Here is a 17,051-nt window from a genome sequence, read left to right on the forward strand (position 1 = left end):
TTAATTTAATTTAAAGTATTAAGCCTGTTAAACTGCAATTAATACATGCACTTAAAGAATATTAAGTACGGTAAAGCACTTTAATCACATGCCAGCCAAATTTAGTTTTAACTAAATGCGGCTCTAAAATAGCGCCATTAAACGCAATTTTGTCGAACTGTGGCACCATTTGCCCACGTCTAAATTCACCTAAATCGCCACCTTTTTTACCCGACGGACACGACGAATACTTTTTAGCTAAGGTTTGAAATTTTGCACCTTTACCTAATTGCGTAATAATATCTTCTGCAATTTCTTTATGTTTTACCAGTATATGCAGTGCGTGCGCTGTATTTGCCATGTGAAAGCCTTGTAATATCGGTTAAATTTAAACGCCGCGATTTTAGCACAGCTAGTTAAATCAGGCAGCTACTATAGTGCTTCATTGATGTGTTGAGTGCGCTCAAAAAAAACCAGCATCGCTTTAGCCTAAAATTATATTTAATCACTACCGTTATTAGTGCTGCACTGGCTTTTTTTGTAATTTGCGCTGTAATGTACGTCTATGCATATTGAGCTGCCTTGCGGTGCTCGACACATTACCATTATTACTGTGCAGCACTTGCTGAATATGCTCCCACTCTAAACGCTCTGGCGACATCACTGTGGTTGCAACATCTAAGCTTATTGCTGTATCGCGCTCTTGGTTAAGTGCTTTTAGTAAGGTTGCCATATCAACAGGTTTGGTAAGGTAATCGTTGGCTCCTAAGCGCATTGCTTCAACTGCGGTTGCAATACTGGCAAAGCCTGTGAGTAATACAATATGCGCGTGTGTGAGCAAGCTGCGCAGTGGTTTTATTAACGCTAAGCCATTGTCGTTACCTAACTTCATATCTAACAAAATAGTAGCGGGCAAAAACCGCCTTGCACTAAGGAGTGCCTCACTTTGGTTATGCGCTATTTCGCAGTTAAAACCGTATTTAGTTAGCCGCCTTGCCAAGGTACTAGCAAGGTTTATATCGTCTTCAATAATTAATATTTTCATTCACTTTGCTCGCTAAAAACAGATGCTAATTTAACTTTGGCAATTGCACCACACTGGGGGTGATTATATAAAGTTAGCGAGCCATTTAAACGCTCAAAGGTCACATTAGAAAGCAGCACAGCCAGCCCCATACCATGGTCGCTAGGCATTAATTGCCCACCTAAATTGCTGAGCTGGGTTGCTGAAAAGCCATTCCCAAAATCGCGAATAAGCAAGTAAACATATTCGCCGCAATGCTCCTCTTGCAGCCAAGTAAGCTCAAGCACATTTTGACCTTGCTGCTGATTAGCGGTGGCTGCATTTTGGAGTAAATTTAAAATAGCAGGTAGCAACATAGCATCACTGTTTAATATGGCGGTATTAACGCTTCCCGTTTGGTTTTTTATAATCCACTTTATTTGTTGATCGGGATATTGCAGCAATAGCGTATCGGTAATTTGCTGTTGTAATTGCGCCGTTGTAATGTGTTGTTGGGTGTTATTAAGGCGCAGCGCAGCAGAGAGCTTTCTAAAACTATCTAATTGTGCAGCGCATTGTTGTAGTGGAGTTTGCATTTGCTGCACTACAAGGTTATTTGGATGATCCTCTAATAACTCTTCAAAGAGTAACTGTAAGTTAGCAATTGGTGTAGCAAGCTGATGCGTTATTTGCGCTGCTGCGCCATCAAGCGTTACTAACTGTTCACTGCGTAATTGTTGTTCGCGCACTTGAGCAATAGTGCGTTCGCGCTCTTTTAAGGCGCGGTTCATTGCACCAATCACTAACGCTATTACACTGGCACTCAAAACAAAGTTAATCCACATGCTAATAAAATGGCCGCTCATGTTCATTTGGTGCATGTTATGTTCGGGCATTTTTATCAGTAATACACTATACGCCGCAATGGCTAATACCGCGATATAAGCAAGCCCTTTGCCACTTAGCGTTACCGCTGCAATCATTATTGGCAGCAATAATAACGACACAAATGCATTGGTTGCGCCACCACTGAGTGATAACAAAATAGTTAAAAACAACACGTCGGCGGTTAATTGCATCAGCATGCCCAGCGGTTTTGCTTGGCTTACATTACGATAAGCCAGCACACTCATTAACTGAAACCCCGCTTCTAGGGCAATCACTAACAGTAAGGGCATTAATGCTATTTGATGATCTAATAAAAAGTACACTATAAGCACAGCAATAAGCTGCACAGCTATGGCACCACTGCGTAACATTAAAAGTCGGCTAATAGCCGGATCGGTGCGAATTAACAAAACACATGTTACCTAATTGAATTTTAAGAAAAGCTATTTTAATGCTTATGCAATACTTAGTCATCATTCATCAACATTGTAACTAGGTACAAAGTGAAGTATTAAAAGGCCACGGCACTGGGGTTAATAATTATTAAGCTCAATATTTATTGACCCCATATTAACCCAGTGCCTTAACAGCAAGTGTGGCTATTGCTTATAAATTTTCCCTGCTTTCATTACAAACTGCACATTTTTAAGCTCTGCAATATTTTTTAGCGGCGAGGCATTAACACTAATAATGTCGGCTTGTTTACCCACACTCAAATCGCCTAATTGAGTATCTTGACCAAGCAGTTTAGCTGCACTCACGGTTGCCGATTTAATTGCCTGTGCTTCACTCATACCATTACTTACCAGTAAGCTAAACTCGTTAGCATTAAGGCCATGGCGCGATACGCCTGAGTCAGTGCCAAAGGCAATATTTACCTCATTTTTTAGCGCTAATTTAAACGATGCCTGCATTTTAGGTGTTACTTCGCGCACTTTATCTGCAATAGCTATTGGCATGTTTGGATTACTGATAGCTTCTTCGCTCACTGTGGCACCAGCCAGCAAAGTAGGTACTAAGTAGGCTCCGGTTTTTTTAAACAGTGCTATAGCCTCTTTATCTAAATACGAGCCATGCTCTATTGAGTTTACACCCGCTTTAAGCGCGGCTTTTATGCCTTGCGTGCCATGTGCATGAGCGGCTACTTTACGTCCTAAATGATGCGCGGTATCTACAATTGCACTAAGCTCTGCGTCGCTTAATTGTTGATTAACGCCTGCGGCGGTATTACTTAATACGCCACCGGTGGCGGTAATTTTTATAACATCGGCACCACTTTTAATCACTTCGCGCGTGGCTCTGCGGCAATCGTCTGCGCCGTTACAAATACCTAATGATGCACCAACACCGTCACTTATATCTTTACGATAGCCATGTAAATCGGCGTGCCCACCAGTGGGCGATACTGTATTGCCTGCGGCAAAAATGCGCGGACCATTAATATCATTACGCTCAATGGCGCGCTTTAGCGGAAAAATAACCTGATAGTTACTGCCTAAGTCTCGCACTGAGGTAAAGCCTGCATTTAAAGTACGCTGTAAATATTTAATTGAACGCAGCGCGTTATCTGCTTCGTATTCGGTAGTCCAGCGATGCCTGCTAACATTGGCATCGCGCTCAAAAGTAACATGCACGTGCATGTCTATTAGCCCAGGCATTACAAAGTGATTTTTAAGGTCTATTACTTGCGCGCCGGGCAAACCCAGTGCATCTTTACTTACATAGCCGCTTTTAATTGCTGAAATTTTATCATCGGCTATTACCAGTGTTTGCTCAGTTTTAACCGTTTGCTCTGTGCCTAGCATTACACTGCCTGCATAAATAATTTTATGTTGTTGTGCTAATGCCATATTTGTTGTTAACGCTAAAGTGATTGCAGTAAATGTAGTTATTAGTGTAGTTTTCATACTTGCTCCTTTTAAGCTCTACCTTTAACCCAATTAACTATAAATTGCTACATTTACGCTACAAAAACCCTTTTAATAAGCTATCATTTTTTATCTCCTTGGGTATTTACTAGTGTTAAAAGCCATTTTTTGGTATAACTTATTCATTAGTAATACATGTCAGACCACTTTTTAAGAGAACACACTATGCCTTACGCACACATCACTGGTTGGGGTAAATGCATTCCACCAGCAAGCATTAGTAACGACGAAATTAGCAAAATAGTGGATACCACAGACGAGTGGATAACATCACGAACAGGTATTAAATCTCGCAGAGTTAGCCATGTAAGTACTGCAGAGCTTGCTACTGTTGCGGCTAAGCATGCGATTGCTTGTGCCGGTATTGACGCTAAAGATATTGATTTAGTTATTTTAGCCACCTGTACGCCATCAACTATGGTGGCAAATACTGCGTCGTTAGTGCAAAAGAATATTGGCGCTGTGGGCGCTGCCGCTATGGACACTAACGCAGCTTGTTCAGGGTTTTTATATGCTCTACAAGCAGCAACAGCACAAATACAAGCCGGTATGATTAAAAAAGCTGTGGTTATTGCTGCTGAGCGCATGACTTGGTATGTAAACTGGTCGCGCCGTGACAGTGCGGTATTATTTGGCGATGGCGCAGGTGCCGTAGTACTTGAAGCTGCCGATACACCTGCAGGTTTACTTGCAACTAAAACCGGTTGTGACAGTACAGATCGTGATATTTTACATATCGAAAACTTTGGTAGTGACTTAAATAAATATGAGCCGATTGGCCCATCTAATTTACTATTCGAAGGCCGTGAAATATTTAAGCGCGCTGTAAAAGGCATGAGTGAAGCATGCGACGACGTACTAGCCCAAGCAAATTTAAGCCTAGACGATATAAACGTATTAGTGCCGCATCAAGCTAACTTACGTATTATTCAGGCCATTCAGCACCGTTTAAAAGTGCCCGATGAAAAAGTAATGGTTAATATTGGCCAGTACGGTAATACATCGGCAGCGACAATTGCCATTGCACTTTGCGAGGCGGTGGAGCAAGGTTTAATTAAACCACACTCAAATATTATGTCGGCAGCCTTTGGCGCTGGCCTTACGTGGGCTGCTAGTTATATTAAATGGGGCGAGCGTGTAACACCTATTAGTGTAAGTGATGCACAACTTCCTCCTTGCGATAAAACCGGCTTAGAGTTAGTTGCTCCAGCGGTAAAAGCATGTAAAGAAGCAGAGCCAACCTAAATAGGCAGCTACTTATTGAAACGCACTTAATTGTGCGTTTTTTGTTTTTAGTGTTTGTATTTAATTACACAATTTAGAGAGCGCGTTATGAAACTACTTGGCATTCATCATGCCGCTATTATTTGCAGCGACTACCCTCGCGCTAAGCATTTTTATAGCAAAATATTAAAGCTTAAAATTATTAATGAGCACTTTAGGGCCGCACGAAATTCTTATAAATTAGACTTAGCTTTACCTGATGGCAGTCAAATTGAGTTATTTTCGTTTGCTGGCGCACCAGAGCGCCCAAGTTACCCTGAAGCACAAGGGTTAAGGCATTTGGCATTTAAAGTAAGTGATGTGCACGTGGCTAAAGCGTATTTAGAGTCGCAAGGGGTTAGTGTAGAGGACATAAGAGAAGATGAAATAACCGGCAAAAAGTTTACTTTTTTTGCCGATCCAGATAATTTACCGCTTGAGTTGTATGAGGTTTAACACCTCATACTAAATACTCGATTATTAGTTAAAACGGTTTTGCAGGTAATTAAATACAGCACGAATACCTAACGCTTCTCCGCCTACTGGGCGACCTGGTAGAGCACGTAAGTTCCATGCCATTACATCAAAATGTACCCAAGGCGTAGTTGGCTCAATAAATTCTTTTAAATACAGTGCAGCGGTAATTGCACCGCCAAATGGGGTGCTTGCACAGTTTGCCATATCGGCAACATCACTGTTTAAAAATGACTTATATTGATCAAATAACGGCAGTTGCCATACCGGATCGCTTACACTCAACCCTGCGTCCATAATACTATTAGCAATAGTACGCTCAGTACAGAAAAACCCTGGTAGTTCAGTGCCCAAAGCAACTCGACACGCACCTGTTAAGGTAGCAAAGTCAATGATAAGCTCAGGCTCGTCGTTTTGGGCTTCGCTAAGCGCGTCACATAATACTAAACGTCCTTCGGCATCGGTATTGTCAATTTCAACCATAATGCCTTTACGGGTTTTTACTACATCGCCAGGGCGAAATGCGTTACGCGAAACCGCGTTTTCAACCGCAGGTACTAACACGCGTAATCTAATTGGTAAATTAGCAGCCATTATAAGCTGAGCAAGCGCAATAACATGCGCTGCGCCGCCCATGTCTTTTTTCATGTTACGCATACCGGCACTCGGTTTTAAGTCAAGCCCGCCTGAGTCAAAACATACACCTTTACCAACCAAAGTAATTAATGGTGCGTCTTTTGCGCCCCATTTTAAGTCGAGTAAACGCGGCTTATTTTCACTCGCACGACCAACCATATGAATTGTTGGGTAGTTTTGCTCTAACAGCTCATCTCCAATCCACTGAGTAAAGTCTCCATCAAAGGTGTCGGCTAAATCACTCATGACTTGTGCTAAATGTTGCGGCATCATATCGGCAGCCGGGGTATTAACTAAATCGCGGGCTAAACCAATTGCGTCGGCTTGTTGTTTTATTTGCTCGTAAAGTGTTTTGTCAGCAATACCTAACTGCGCTTTTGCGGTGACTTTTTCTTTGTACTCACTAAATTCATAACCACCCAATACAAAGCCTAAAGCAAGCTGCTCTATTAGGTGTTTTTCACCTTGAATTTGATAACAACCTACCGGTAACTTGGTGGCTAAGTCGCCTGCAGCCCAAAAGTCATCACTGCTGCGTATTATGCAATAAACATGGTTAAGCTCACCCGTTTCAGGGTTTGGTACTAATGCTAGCCCTTGCTTTTCAAAACCACTATTTGCTAACCAGTTTTGTACAAATGTAGGTTGCTGCGTAAGCCAATCGGTTAATTCGTTTTTAAGGATAAAAGATAAAGGAATTCCAGAAGAAGTATGACGAAGTAATGCACTCATTAAATGACTCACAAAATATAAATGGTCACTAAGCATAACAATAAGGAGACGCAAAAGGTATCGCTAATTTTGCCAATTATAGATTACTTTTTTAATGAGTTTTGTGGGTCTTGTTTTTGATTTTCTTGAGCTATTTCACGATCAAGCTCTTTAACTGAACGATTCATATTGAAGGAGCTAGGCAAAACATCAACGCCAACTAAGCGGCCCAGTTTAACCACCAAGGGAATAGTTAAAGGCGCAAACGGTAATATGGCAAATACCCCTAAACCCAAACCCTTTAAAATATCTACAAATTGCTCGTTTGCACGCTTTAATTCGGCTTTATTTGTTTGCCCTTGTGTGTAGCGTTTATAAATAGAAAGCATTTCTTTTGTTTCTTGTCTTTCTTGCGCAAGCGCAATTTTAAGCGCAACCATAGCACGACGAAAACGCAATTGCTGGCGCTTGGAACTAATTTTAACAACCCGCCATGGTGCGCGGTGTATGACTTTATATAATCGCATTGGCGTATTCTCACACAGGGATTCAAGTTCACAAAGAATAATTTACATGCCAAGGTCAATACTTTATTATTTACAGCCTTTTTAGTATTTAAAAAATCTTAATATGCAATTAAATATACTACCTGCAGTCGCAAAACCAGAAAAACCTAAGCCGGACGAGTGCTGTGGTGGTGGAAGTTGTTGCCCATGCGTATGGGATGAATATAAACAGCAGCTCGCTATTTGGAAGCGTGAAAATGAGCAACACGCAATAACAATAAAGTAACAAAAACACTTAAACCCTCATTCAAACTCCCCTTAATTTAACCGTTTCCTTAATCAAACTGCGCATTACAAGCAGCACACACTGTATTGTTGCAATTTCATACAAAACACCCTTGTTGTTAAATAATAGTTAATTATTAATTGCTCTACTTGTTTTTTCTCTATAGTCTATAAGCTGGACTCACAGGAAGTGGGCTTAATTTATTAAGCTTTAAGGAGTCAGCAAGTATTACCTTACTCCCCATGAAATGTGACTAGTCCGCTACAAAAATAACTCGTGTTACACAAACATGATTGACAAAACTATTCTAACTGGGGATATTTAGAATGAAATTAAAAAGTAATGTGCTAAACCAGGCAGTTAAATTTGCCTTAGCCACCACTACAGCCGGATTATTTATATCTGGCTCTGCTATTGCAGCCGACGCGCAAACAACAACCAAAGTTAATAAAAATCTAGAAAAAATTGCTGTTGTTGGTACACGCTCAGCACCTCGCTCTATTGGTGACTCACCGGTTCCTATTGATATTATTGGTGGTGAAGAGCTAAGCAAGTCAGGTAACACCGACATGCTAGAGCTATTAAAGGGCGCTATACCTTCATTAAACGTACACTCTATGCCAATTAGTGATGCAGCGTCATTAGTGCGCCCAGCTAACCTTAGGGGTTTACCATCAGACAGCACACTTATTTTATTAAATGGTAAACGCCGCCATCGCGCTTCTGTTATCGCCTTTTTAGGTGGTGGTATTAACGATGGTGCTCAAGGTGCCGATATTTCGGTTATTCCAAGTATTGCCCTTAAGCAAGTAGAAGTACTGCGTGACGGTGCTGCTGCACAATATGGCTCTGACGCTATTGCAGGGGTTATAAACTTTGTATTAAAAGATGCCTCTGAAGGTGGCTCTCTTGAAGTGCGTAAGGGCGAGTATTACGAAGGTGATGGCGACACCACTCAAGTTTCGGGCAATATTGGCCTTCCTTTTACCGACAATGGTTTTGCAAATTTAAGCTTTCAATATAAAACCGCAGATGCAACCAGCCGCTCAGTACAACGCTTTGATGCTAAAGCACTTAATGATGCAGGCGTACCCGACATAGCACCTATTACCCAAGTATGGGGCGCACCAGAAGTTAACGACGACATTTCAATTTTTGGTAATGTAGGTTTAGAGCTAACCAATAATTCAGAATTTTACATGTTTGGTAACTACTCTGAGCGCGATGTAAGAGGTGGTTTTTATTACCGTAACCCTCACACTCGCCCCGGTGCTTATTCAAACGATGGCGGCGATACTTTACTCGTTGGCGATTTAACCGGTGATATGAGTGGCAACTGCCCAACTATTGCCATTGATGATAATGTGCTTGATAATCCAGATTATATTAATGGGGTGGCAAATAACCCAGATTGTTTTGCATTTAATGAAATGCTGCCAGGTGGTTTTACACCAAACTTTGGCGGTAATATTACCGATGCGTCACTCACTATTGGTACTAAAGGTCAGTTTACTGATGGCTTTTTAAAGGATGTATATTACGATTTAAGTGGCACGGTTGGTTATAACGAATCTCGCTACTTTATTTACGACACGATTAATGCGTCTTTAGGCCCAGAAAGCCCACGTGACTTTAGCCCAGGTAAATACGAACAATTAGAGAAAAACTTTAACTTTGATCTATCCAAAGGTTTTGATTTTGGCCTAGCATACGATGTAAACATAGCATCAGGCCTAGAATGGCATGAAGAAACCTTTACTGTGATCTCTGGCGATGAAGCCTCGTTTATTGCAGGGCCACTTACCGATCAAGGTTTTGGTATTGGCTCAAATGGCTTTCCGGGTTTTAAACCCTCTGATGCCGGTGAATATAGCCGTCGTAACTACGCCGCTTATGTTGATATAGAAGCGCCCTTTACTGAAGAGTTTTTAATGGGCTTAGCCGTTCGTTTTGAAGATTACGATACCTTTGGCACAACTACTAACTACAAATTAATGGCTCAGTATCACTTAACTGAAGATTTAAACATTCGTGGTTCAATCAGCACAGGCTTTAGAGCGCCAACCGTTGGCCAAGCTAATGTGAGTAACGTACAAACAAACCTTAGTAGTGGTGTATTAGTAGATTCTGCATTATTACCACCTACTAACCCAATTGCGATACAACTTGGCGGGCAAGAATTAGAGCCTGAAGAATCACAAAGCTATACTTTTGGCGCTGTGTACACGCTAGGCGATTTATTTTTAACGGTAGATTATTACAATATTAAAGTTGATGAGCGCATTAGCCAATCTGATAAAATTGAACTTAGCCAAGCAGACAAAGACAAACTTACTGCCTCGGGTATTCCTAACGTACAAAACCTAGCACAGGTAAGCTTTTTTACTAATGACTTTGACACCACTACACAAGGTGTTGATTTAGTGGCTAACTATTCAACTGAGTTACTTAATGGCAGCTCAACATTTAGCTTAGCGTACAACTGGAATGAAACCGAAGTTACCCGCTCAACCATTATTACAGGGCCGTTTAAAGTAAGCCGTCTTGAGAATGACTTACCTAATCATCGTGCAACTCTAAGCTGGGCACAACAATGGGAAAGCTTCTCTGCGTTTACCCGCGTAAACTACTTTGGTGAATACCAAGGTGTGCATGTAGATTATGACGAAACAGCTAAAATGGCAGATGCTGCGGTTACCTTAGATGCTGAAATTACTTATTTTTTAAACGAATCAATGAGCTTTTCTGTAGGTGCACAAAACTTACTTGACCAAGAAGCTGAAAAACTTGATTTTAGTGGCGCTAGCGACTTTATCCCTAATAATAATTGGGGTGGTCAATACTACGAAACATCACCATTTGGTATTAACGGTGGTTATTATTACGTTAAAGCAACTTATACTTTTTAATCCTTATTGGTCATAAGGTAAAGGCGAAATGTGAAAGACATTTCGCCTTTTTCGCTGTATAGATAGTCAAGACAGAATCAACAGGAATGTTAAAGTTACAATGCTACTTAAAAAAGCGAATCAGTTACTGGCAGAAAACAAACTTAAAGATGCTGAGTTTTACTACAAAACAATACTTAAAGCCGATGCTGATAACGGCGAAGCCCTGTTTGGTTTAGGCCGAATTGCACTGCGCCTAGAGCGTAATGATGATGCTGTATATTTATTACAAAAAGCCTGTGAACGCCTGCCTTATATGCTTGAACCTCTACACGCACTTGCTGATGCATTTAATAATGTAAATTCACCAAATGATGCGCTAAAAGTGCTTGAGTACGCAAAAAACTTAGCCAGTAATAACCCCGACCCACATTACTATTTAGCCCAGCACTATTTAACGTATGGTGAGCTAGATAAAGCCCATACTACTTTTTCGCATGCACTGAGCTTAGGCGTTTACCCTGTTACAGCGTATATTTTGTTAGAGTTGGTACAATTGGGGCGTTTTGACAAAGAACATAACTACCTCAGTAACTTGCATCACTTGCTAACGCAAACTAATAATTTACGCCTTAAAATGGTGTGCTATTACGCTTTGGCAAAAAGTTACGACAAACTAGAGGATATTGATCAGGCGTTTAACTACTTTGTATTAGCTAACCAATTACAACGAAAACTAAGCGAATTTGATACCCAAGTTCTTACTGCTTTTTACGACGACATAATAAAATACAATACAGCTGCCCTTTTAAGCTCAGCGAATAAAAGTGTAAAAGGTGGCATTACCCCCTTATTCATAATTGGCATGCCACGCAGCGGCTCAACCCTACTTGAACAAATGTTGGTAAATCATAGCCAGTGCTCAAGCATGGGTGAAAGTATTAGTATAAGTAGTAATGTGATGGCTTTTTTAGAACAAAAAACCGGTTTTAGCTATCCACACTGTTTAGATCATTTAACACATGAGTTAATTAATAAGGCCCGCGACCTTTATATAGCAAAATTAAAAACAGCAAGCCCTTCTCGCCCCTTTGTTATTAATAAACTGCCAAGCAACTATCAAGCTATTGGGCTTATTTATATGCTATTTCCAAATGCAAAATTTATTAATTTAAGCCGCGATTTTAATGCCACGGCATTTTCGGTATTTAGTAATTATTTTGCCGAAAACGAGCCTTACTTTTGCTCGTTAACCGAGTTTAAGCAATACCATAGCTTGTACGAAAAGTTAATGGCGCATTGGCAGGCGTTTCCGGCACTGCAAATATATAACCTAAGTTATGAGCAATTAGTAACGGACCCCAAAGGCCAACTCACTGCACTACTTAGGTTTATAGGTTGCTCGTTTGAAGAAAATTGCTTGGCATTTTATAAACAAAAAATCGCGGTTACCACACTCAGCAAACACGCTATACGTGAACCGGTTAATCTGCACAATGTTGATAAGTGGCAACGCTACAAAACGCCATTACTTAAGCTTTTGGCGCAGTCGCAAACCAATTAAGTACATCTTTAAACTGCTCATTGCGCGCATGCGGATGGGTTAACATATTAATATGGTCGTAATCTATTTTATGGCCATAACGACGTCCATAAATTTGCATTTTTTGTACCCCAGGACCCGACTCTTCCATAAACTTTTGAATATCTATTGGTTGTGCGAGGGCTTTATCTTTTGCGCCTGCAATATGCAGCGTTGGTGGCAAGGTTAATTGTGCAACGGCTTTAGCGTAATCAAAGTTATCGTCACTGTCTATCCAAGGTGTTTTTTTAGCCCACTGCATACTTTGCCAATGCGACTTTTGTGTTTCATCGTCACTGCCCCACTTTAAGCGTTTAGCCGGTAAGTACCCATGCTTTTTAGCCATTAACGGCGCCATAAAATACCAAATGAAATTAGCTTGAAGTAACTTTTTAGGGTGATTATTAAATAACGAGCGCTTAGTGCCAAAGTAAGCACAGGCTTTTACGTCGTTAATATAATTTGAGAATCGTGCAAATGCGCTATTCATTAACACTCCACCCCAAGAGTGAGCCAGCCAATAATCTGGTTTTTTCCCCTCTAACTGCTCTATTTTATCTATAAATGCAGGAATATCTTCTAAAATAGCTTCGGTTTGACCATAACGAGCATGCTTGTCTATAACCGGTTTACTTTCACCACGACCACGTAAATCAGCCACATAACACACAAACCCTTGCTCGGCTAAAAAAGGCGCTAAGCCTTTGTTGCTATGGGTATAAAATATTTTACCGTTTTCTACCGCGCCATGCATAAAAAACGCCACTGCGCCATTTGGCTTATCGCTACTAATACGACGTAAATGCAGTGTTTGCTGATCGGCTAATGTTATAAATACTGATTGCTGAGTGATTGCCACAGTGAGTCCTTTTTAATTGCTAACAGCTCATCCTACCAGTAACAACCTCGTAGCCATAGGGAAAATTATCACGTTTTTATCTCGGTATTTGTTACAATTAACTTTTATTCCTGTTGTAAAAATAATCATCATGAAAGCAAGCACCTCACGCGCAAAACTACACCCTCGTAATCAACATTTAAATGGCTACGATCTTGACCTATTAACTGAGCAGCATCCTGCACTTTCTGCTTTTATTATTACAACACCTGCAGGTACAAAAAGTATTGATTTTAGCGATAACAAAGCGGTAAAAACCCTTAATCAAGCCCTTTTAAAAGCCCATTACAATGTAGATTTTTGGGATATTCCACAGCATAACTTATGCCCACCTATTCCGGGACGAGTAGACTATATTCATTATTTGGCCGACTTATTAGCCGACGATAACCAAACGCAAATTCCCACTGGCCGTCAAGTTAAAGTATTAGATATTGGCACCGGCGCTAATTTAGTTTACCCGCTCACAGGTGGGCATGAATATAACTGGCATTTTACTGGCACCGATATTGACCCTGCAGCCATTAAAGTAGCAAAACAAATTGCGCAATTTAATAATTTAAAAATAACCTTAAAACAGCAAAAAAATGCCGCAAATATATTCAAAGGAGTTATAAACAGTAAAGATCTGTACCACTTAACGCTGTGTAACCCGCCTTTTCATGCCAGCAGCGAAGACGCTGTTAAAGGTAGCGAACGTAAATGGAAAAACCTTGGCAAAGCACCTAGCAGCACACTTAACTTTGGTGGCCAAAATAACGAGCTATGGTGCGAAGGCGGTGAAGTGCAATTTATCTCTAATATGATTAAAGAAAGTGCAGCCGTTGCAGAGCAAGTAATGTGGTTTACCTCTTTGGTGTCGAAAAAAGATAATATTGCGGCTTTAGAGCAAGAATTAAAACAACACCCTATAGCCCAATATAAAATAGTTGATATGGCACAAGGGCAAAAAGTTAGTCGTTTTATTGCTTGGAGTTATTTTGATAAAGCCACACGTGAGCAAATTTGCGAAGAACTCGAATAATAATATAGTAAGGATTAACCCTATGATAGATTTTCGCTCAGATACGGTAACTAAACCCTCTAAAGCTATGCGCGATATAATGTATAACGCCCCTGTAGGCGATGACGTATATGGCGATGATGAAAGTGTTAACCAACTAGAAGCATATGCATGTGAGCGCTTTGAATTTGCGGAGGCACTTTTTTGTAGCTCAGGTACTCAAGCTAACTTATTGGCGTTAATGGCACATTGTGAGCGCGGAGACGAATACATTTGCGGCCAAAGTGCCCATAACTATAAATTTGAAGGCGGCGGCGCAGCCGTTTTAGGCTCAATACAACCCCAGCCAATTGAAAACGAAGCAGACGGTACACTTTGCTTTAATAAAATAGCGGCGGCAATAAAGCCTGATGATAATCATTTTGCCAACACTCGCTTATTAAGCCTTGAAAACACCATAGGCGGTAAAGTACTTGCTCTTGACTATCTTGCTGCAGCGCGCAAGTTTGTAAACCAGCACAGCTTATCGCTACACCTAGATGGTGCGCGTGTGTTTAATGCAGCAGCCGATCTTAATGTGGATATAACTGCCATTACTCAGCACTTTGATTCTGTTTCGATTTGTTTATCTAAAGGGTTAGGTGCGCCAGTTGGATCGTTATTGCTAGGTTCAAAAGCGCTGATTAGCAAGGCAAGACGCTGGCGAAAAGTACTTGGCGGCGGTATGCGCCAAGCAGGAATGTTAGCAGCAGCAGGGCAATACGCACTTGAGCATAATGTAAAACGCTTAAGCGATGATCATGCTAATGCGCGCTACCTAGCGCAGCAATTAAGTACACTTAATGGCTTTAACGTTAACATGAAAAACACCACCAACATGGTTTATGCCAGCTGCGAGCCTAATATAAATATACAGCAGCTAGCAGCTAATTTAAAAGCGCAAGGAATACTGTTTAGTCCAAGTAAGCAACTTAGGTTAGTAACTCACTTAGACATAACTAAAGCAGATATAGACACCTTTATAAAGGCATTAGCGGCCCATATTTAACGCGGCTTTATAATGTTTGCGGCACACCGATTCATACCGGTTGTTGCCGCCTATTTCTACTTGGTTACCATCGGCTATTGCATCGCCATTTTCATCGGTACGCAATACGTGGTTGGCTTTGCGGCCACAATGACACACAGTTTTAAGCTCTACTAGCTTATCAGCCCAAGCAAGTAAATACTGCGACCCGGTAAATAGCTCACCTCTAAAGTCGTTACGTAGGCCATAACATAGTACCGGAATACCCAGTTCATCAACCACATCGGTTAACTGCATCACTTGCTCTTTAGATAAAAACTGGCATTCGTCAACTAGTACACAATGGCGTTTTTTATCTTGATTTAGTGACTGTATAAGCGCAAACACATCTTTGTTTTCATCAAAAATATGCGCATCGGCTTGCAGCCCAATTCGCGAAGATACCTTGCCTACTCCCGCTCTATCATCAATTGCAGCTGTGAGGATCACCGGCTCCATACCACGCTCTTGGTAATTAAATGCAGATTGTAATAAAGTGGTTGATTTACCCGCATTCATTGCAGAATAATAAAAGTATAATTGCGCCATTGCTGTGCCTTCAGATAAAAAGTGCGCTTATGCTACCTCAAACGAACGTTAATACCAATTTGGTTTATGCATTTTATGCATTAAGAACTGATCATCCGGTTTCGTGCTGCAATAACCATTGTTTTCTTGCAAGTCCACCCGCATAACCTGTTAATTTTGCGTTTGCACCAATAATACGGTGGCACGGTACAATAATACTTATTGGGTTTTTGCCATTAGCAGCGCCAACAGCGCGCACCGCTTTGGGGTTGTTTAATACCTTAGCAATATCGCCATACGTTTTAAGTTCCCCATAGGGAACGTTAAGTAATGCCTGCCATACACTTTGTTGAAACACGGTTCCTTGGGTATCTAAAGGTACTGTAAAGGTAGTGCGCTGCTTAGCAAAATACTCATTAAGCTGCGCTGCGGCGCATAAAATAGCGGCATTAGTCACTTCGCTAAGCGCTGTAATGGGGTAATTTTTAGGAGGATAAAAACCCACATAGCTCACGCCGTTTTCGCTGCCTTGAATAATAATATCGTCGATAGGACTCGGTAGTAAGGTTTGAATTATCATCAGTTTACGGCAAGGATACTCGGTACTTTAGTGCCGAGAGGAATTGCCGCCTCCATTAGTTGAGTTAACGTAGTGGTTCGAGCAGAAATCCGAACCGTGTTTTTCTTAATGTTAGCGCTGGCGTGAACCTTATCACCTAAAATAGTTTCTAGGGCAAAGTAGCCTGAGCTACGCTTGCCTTTAACAAAACCAGTACCTTGTGGTGTTTGTACAAAGTCGTGTTTTTTTAGGCCAAATAGCTTGCCGACTGGTATCCGCTTTTCGGAGCGGATACCCTTTGTCTGTTGGTAGTCACCAGAAGCCACATGACGTTTACGTAAAATATGTTTGCCTTGTTGTACAAGCTCGCCATCTTCACAACAAATTGACACGGCATCATAGTAATGAGTTTTCGGCAAGCCCAATACTTGTTCGCGCTTAAATTTGGTCACGTAGCCAAACGTTTCTTCAAAATCCCAGCACTGTTTTAGCTGGGCTTTGAGTATACCTATTTCAGTCGCATGTTTAGTCTTTGAGCGCTTCACTTTCAGCTCAAACTTTCCTACATGTAAATCATTATGGCACGTCTCGCATAGCGCTATTAGGTTACTGGGTGCATCAGTGCCGCCCTGAGAACGAAATACTTTGTGGTGTACGTGCAGCTTGGCGTTGTGCTTCGTTTTACGTCCACTTTGACATTTATAATTGTCACGCTGCAATACGTAGGCTTTAACGTTGTAGTAGCCCAGCAGTGCGCCTTGCTGGTAGCCGGCACTAGTCACAATTGGGTTAGTTATCTTGTGTATATCGAAGCTAGCAGTTTCAACCTTCCAATGTGAAATTGGTAAGATAG

The 17,051-nt window shown here is 41.2% G+C and carries 17 protein-coding genes; 7 read left to right on the top strand and 10 right to left on the bottom strand.

Annotated elements, in window-relative coordinates:
- Window positions 1–61 precede the first annotated feature (61 nt).
- The 4 genes from I6F41_RS01585 to I6F41_RS01600 all read right to left on the bottom strand — a co-directional run bounded on the left by I6F41_RS01585 (window position 62) and on the right by I6F41_RS01600 (window position 3,777).
- On the bottom strand, window positions 62–340 hold the full coding sequence (locus tag I6F41_RS01585; RefSeq protein WP_011329937.1) for a peptidylprolyl isomerase: 279 nt from the start codon (window positions 338–340) through the stop codon (window positions 62–64).
- A gap of 156 nt (window positions 341–496) precedes the next feature.
- Window positions 497–1,024: a response regulator transcription factor gene (locus I6F41_RS01590; RefSeq protein WP_197107614.1), complete on the bottom strand. Its 528-nt coding sequence runs from the start codon at window positions 1,022–1,024 to the stop codon at window positions 497–499.
- Window positions 1,021–2,280, bottom strand: coding sequence for a HAMP domain-containing histidine kinase (locus I6F41_RS01595; RefSeq protein ID WP_197107615.1), 1,260 nt, complete (start codon window positions 2,278–2,280; stop codon window positions 1,021–1,023). The genes I6F41_RS01590 and I6F41_RS01595 overlap by 4 nt, the downstream gene beginning before the upstream one ends.
- A gap of 189 nt (window positions 2,281–2,469) precedes the next feature.
- A complete protein-coding gene (locus I6F41_RS01600) occupies window positions 2,470–3,777 on the bottom strand; it encodes a metal-dependent hydrolase family protein (protein WP_011329934.1) in 1,308 nt (435 codons plus the stop codon).
- Window positions 3,778–3,963: 186 nt separating this feature from the next.
- On the opposite strand from I6F41_RS01600, the gene I6F41_RS01605 reads away from it, so the two are divergent.
- Window positions 3,964–5,043, top strand: coding sequence for a ketoacyl-ACP synthase III (locus tag I6F41_RS01605; RefSeq protein WP_011329933.1), 1,080 nt, complete (start codon window positions 3,964–3,966; stop codon window positions 5,041–5,043).
- Window positions 5,044–5,130: 87 nt separating this feature from the next.
- On the top strand, window positions 5,131–5,517 hold the full coding sequence (gene gloA2 / locus I6F41_RS01610; protein ID WP_179807158.1) for an SMU1112c/YaeR family gloxylase I-like metalloprotein: 387 nt from the start codon (window positions 5,131–5,133) through the stop codon (window positions 5,515–5,517).
- A gap of 24 nt (window positions 5,518–5,541) precedes the next feature.
- Here the strand turns inward: gloA2 and I6F41_RS01615 are convergent, their stop codons facing one another.
- On the bottom strand, window positions 5,542–6,903 hold the full coding sequence (locus I6F41_RS01615; RefSeq protein WP_197107616.1) for a leucyl aminopeptidase family protein: 1,362 nt from the start codon (window positions 6,901–6,903) through the stop codon (window positions 5,542–5,544).
- Window positions 6,904–6,986: 83 nt separating this feature from the next.
- Window positions 6,987–7,409: a hypothetical protein gene (locus I6F41_RS01620; RefSeq protein ID WP_041454912.1), complete on the bottom strand. Its 423-nt coding sequence runs from the start codon at window positions 7,407–7,409 to the stop codon at window positions 6,987–6,989.
- Window positions 7,410–7,512: 103 nt separating this feature from the next.
- Here I6F41_RS01620 and I6F41_RS01625 point away from each other — a divergent pair, with 103 nt between their 5' ends.
- From I6F41_RS01625 to I6F41_RS01635, 3 genes are all read left to right on the top strand, one after another.
- Window positions 7,513–7,674, top strand: a complete 162-nt coding sequence (locus I6F41_RS01625; protein ID WP_080516836.1) for an oxidoreductase-like domain-containing protein — start codon at window positions 7,513–7,515, stop codon at window positions 7,672–7,674.
- Between the two features lie 326 nt (window positions 7,675–8,000).
- A complete protein-coding gene (locus I6F41_RS01630; protein ID WP_011329929.1) occupies window positions 8,001–10,583 on the top strand; it encodes a TonB-dependent receptor plug domain-containing protein in 2,583 nt (860 codons plus the stop codon).
- A gap of 100 nt (window positions 10,584–10,683) precedes the next feature.
- Complete coding sequence (locus I6F41_RS01635; protein WP_197107617.1) at window positions 10,684–12,126, top strand: tetratricopeptide repeat-containing sulfotransferase family protein; 1,443 nt, start codon at window positions 10,684–10,686, stop codon at window positions 12,124–12,126.
- On the opposite strand, the gene I6F41_RS01640 is transcribed toward I6F41_RS01635, so the two are convergent.
- Complete coding sequence (locus tag I6F41_RS01640; protein ID WP_197107618.1) at window positions 12,095–13,003, bottom strand: alpha/beta fold hydrolase; 909 nt, start codon at window positions 13,001–13,003, stop codon at window positions 12,095–12,097. The two genes, I6F41_RS01635 and I6F41_RS01640, sit on opposite strands and share 32 nt — an antisense overlap.
- A 130-nt stretch (window positions 13,004–13,133) precedes the next feature.
- Between I6F41_RS01640 and rlmF the strand changes: the two genes are divergently transcribed.
- Window positions 13,134–14,066, top strand: coding sequence for a 23S rRNA (adenine(1618)-N(6))-methyltransferase RlmF (rlmF, locus tag I6F41_RS01645; RefSeq protein ID WP_041454980.1), 933 nt, complete (start codon window positions 13,134–13,136; stop codon window positions 14,064–14,066).
- Window positions 14,067–14,088: 22 nt separating this feature from the next.
- On the top strand, window positions 14,089–15,093 hold the full coding sequence (ltaE, locus tag I6F41_RS01650) for a low-specificity L-threonine aldolase (RefSeq protein ID WP_197107619.1): 1,005 nt from the start codon (window positions 14,089–14,091) through the stop codon (window positions 15,091–15,093).
- Here ltaE and I6F41_RS01655 read toward each other — a convergent pair.
- From I6F41_RS01655 to I6F41_RS01665, 3 genes are all read right to left on the bottom strand, one after another.
- Window positions 15,076–15,660, bottom strand: a complete 585-nt coding sequence (locus I6F41_RS01655) for a thymidine kinase (protein WP_011329924.1) — start codon at window positions 15,658–15,660, stop codon at window positions 15,076–15,078. The two genes, ltaE and I6F41_RS01655, sit on opposite strands and share 18 nt — an antisense overlap.
- 91 nt (window positions 15,661–15,751) lie before the next feature.
- Complete coding sequence (locus tag I6F41_RS01660; RefSeq protein WP_086994528.1) at window positions 15,752–16,219, bottom strand: methylated-DNA--[protein]-cysteine S-methyltransferase; 468 nt, start codon at window positions 16,217–16,219, stop codon at window positions 15,752–15,754.
- Window positions 16,219–17,051: HNH endonuclease (locus tag I6F41_RS01665; RefSeq protein WP_197107621.1), on the bottom strand; the 833-nt coding region annotated here is incomplete at its 5' end. The genes I6F41_RS01665 and I6F41_RS01660, both read right to left, overlap by 1 nt.

This window comes from Pseudoalteromonas sp. SCQQ13 (assembly GCF_015864415.1).
Taxonomy (GTDB): Bacteria; Pseudomonadota; Gammaproteobacteria; order Enterobacterales; family Alteromonadaceae; genus Pseudoalteromonas; species Pseudoalteromonas nigrifaciens.

Excerpts from the sequence above, each read along its gene's own strand:
- I6F41_RS01585 (WP_011329937.1), bottom strand. The coding sequence starts at position 340 with ATGGCAAATACAGCGCACGCACTGCATATACTGGTAAAACATAAAGAA.
- I6F41_RS01590 (WP_197107614.1), bottom strand. The coding sequence starts at position 1,024 with ATGAAAATATTAATTATTGAAGACGATATAAACCTTGCTAGTACCTTG.
- I6F41_RS01600 (WP_011329934.1), bottom strand. The coding sequence starts at position 3,777 with ATGAAAACTACACTAATAACTACATTTACTGCAATCACTTTAGCGTTA.
- I6F41_RS01605 (WP_011329933.1), top strand. The coding sequence starts at position 3,964 with ATGCCTTACGCACACATCACTGGTTGGGGTAAATGCATTCCACCAGCA.
- gloA2 (WP_179807158.1), top strand. The coding sequence starts at position 5,131 with ATGAAACTACTTGGCATTCATCATGCCGCTATTATTTGCAGCGACTAC.
- I6F41_RS01615 (WP_197107616.1), bottom strand. The coding sequence starts at position 6,903 with ATGAGTGCATTACTTCGTCATACTTCTTCTGGAATTCCTTTATCTTTT.
- I6F41_RS01620 (WP_041454912.1), bottom strand. The coding sequence starts at position 7,409 with ATGCGATTATATAAAGTCATACACCGCGCACCATGGCGGGTTGTTAAA.
- I6F41_RS01625 (WP_080516836.1), top strand. The coding sequence starts at position 7,513 with ATGCAATTAAATATACTACCTGCAGTCGCAAAACCAGAAAAACCTAAG.
- I6F41_RS01630 (WP_011329929.1), top strand. The coding sequence starts at position 8,001 with ATGAAATTAAAAAGTAATGTGCTAAACCAGGCAGTTAAATTTGCCTTA.
- I6F41_RS01635 (WP_197107617.1), top strand. The coding sequence starts at position 10,684 with ATGCTACTTAAAAAAGCGAATCAGTTACTGGCAGAAAACAAACTTAAA.
- rlmF (WP_041454980.1), top strand. The coding sequence starts at position 13,134 with ATGAAAGCAAGCACCTCACGCGCAAAACTACACCCTCGTAATCAACAT.
- ltaE (WP_197107619.1), top strand. The coding sequence starts at position 14,089 with ATGATAGATTTTCGCTCAGATACGGTAACTAAACCCTCTAAAGCTATG.
- I6F41_RS01655 (WP_011329924.1), bottom strand. The coding sequence starts at position 15,660 with ATGGCGCAATTATACTTTTATTATTCTGCAATGAATGCGGGTAAATCA.
- I6F41_RS01660 (WP_086994528.1), bottom strand. The coding sequence starts at position 16,219 with ATGATAATTCAAACCTTACTACCGAGTCCTATCGACGATATTATTATT.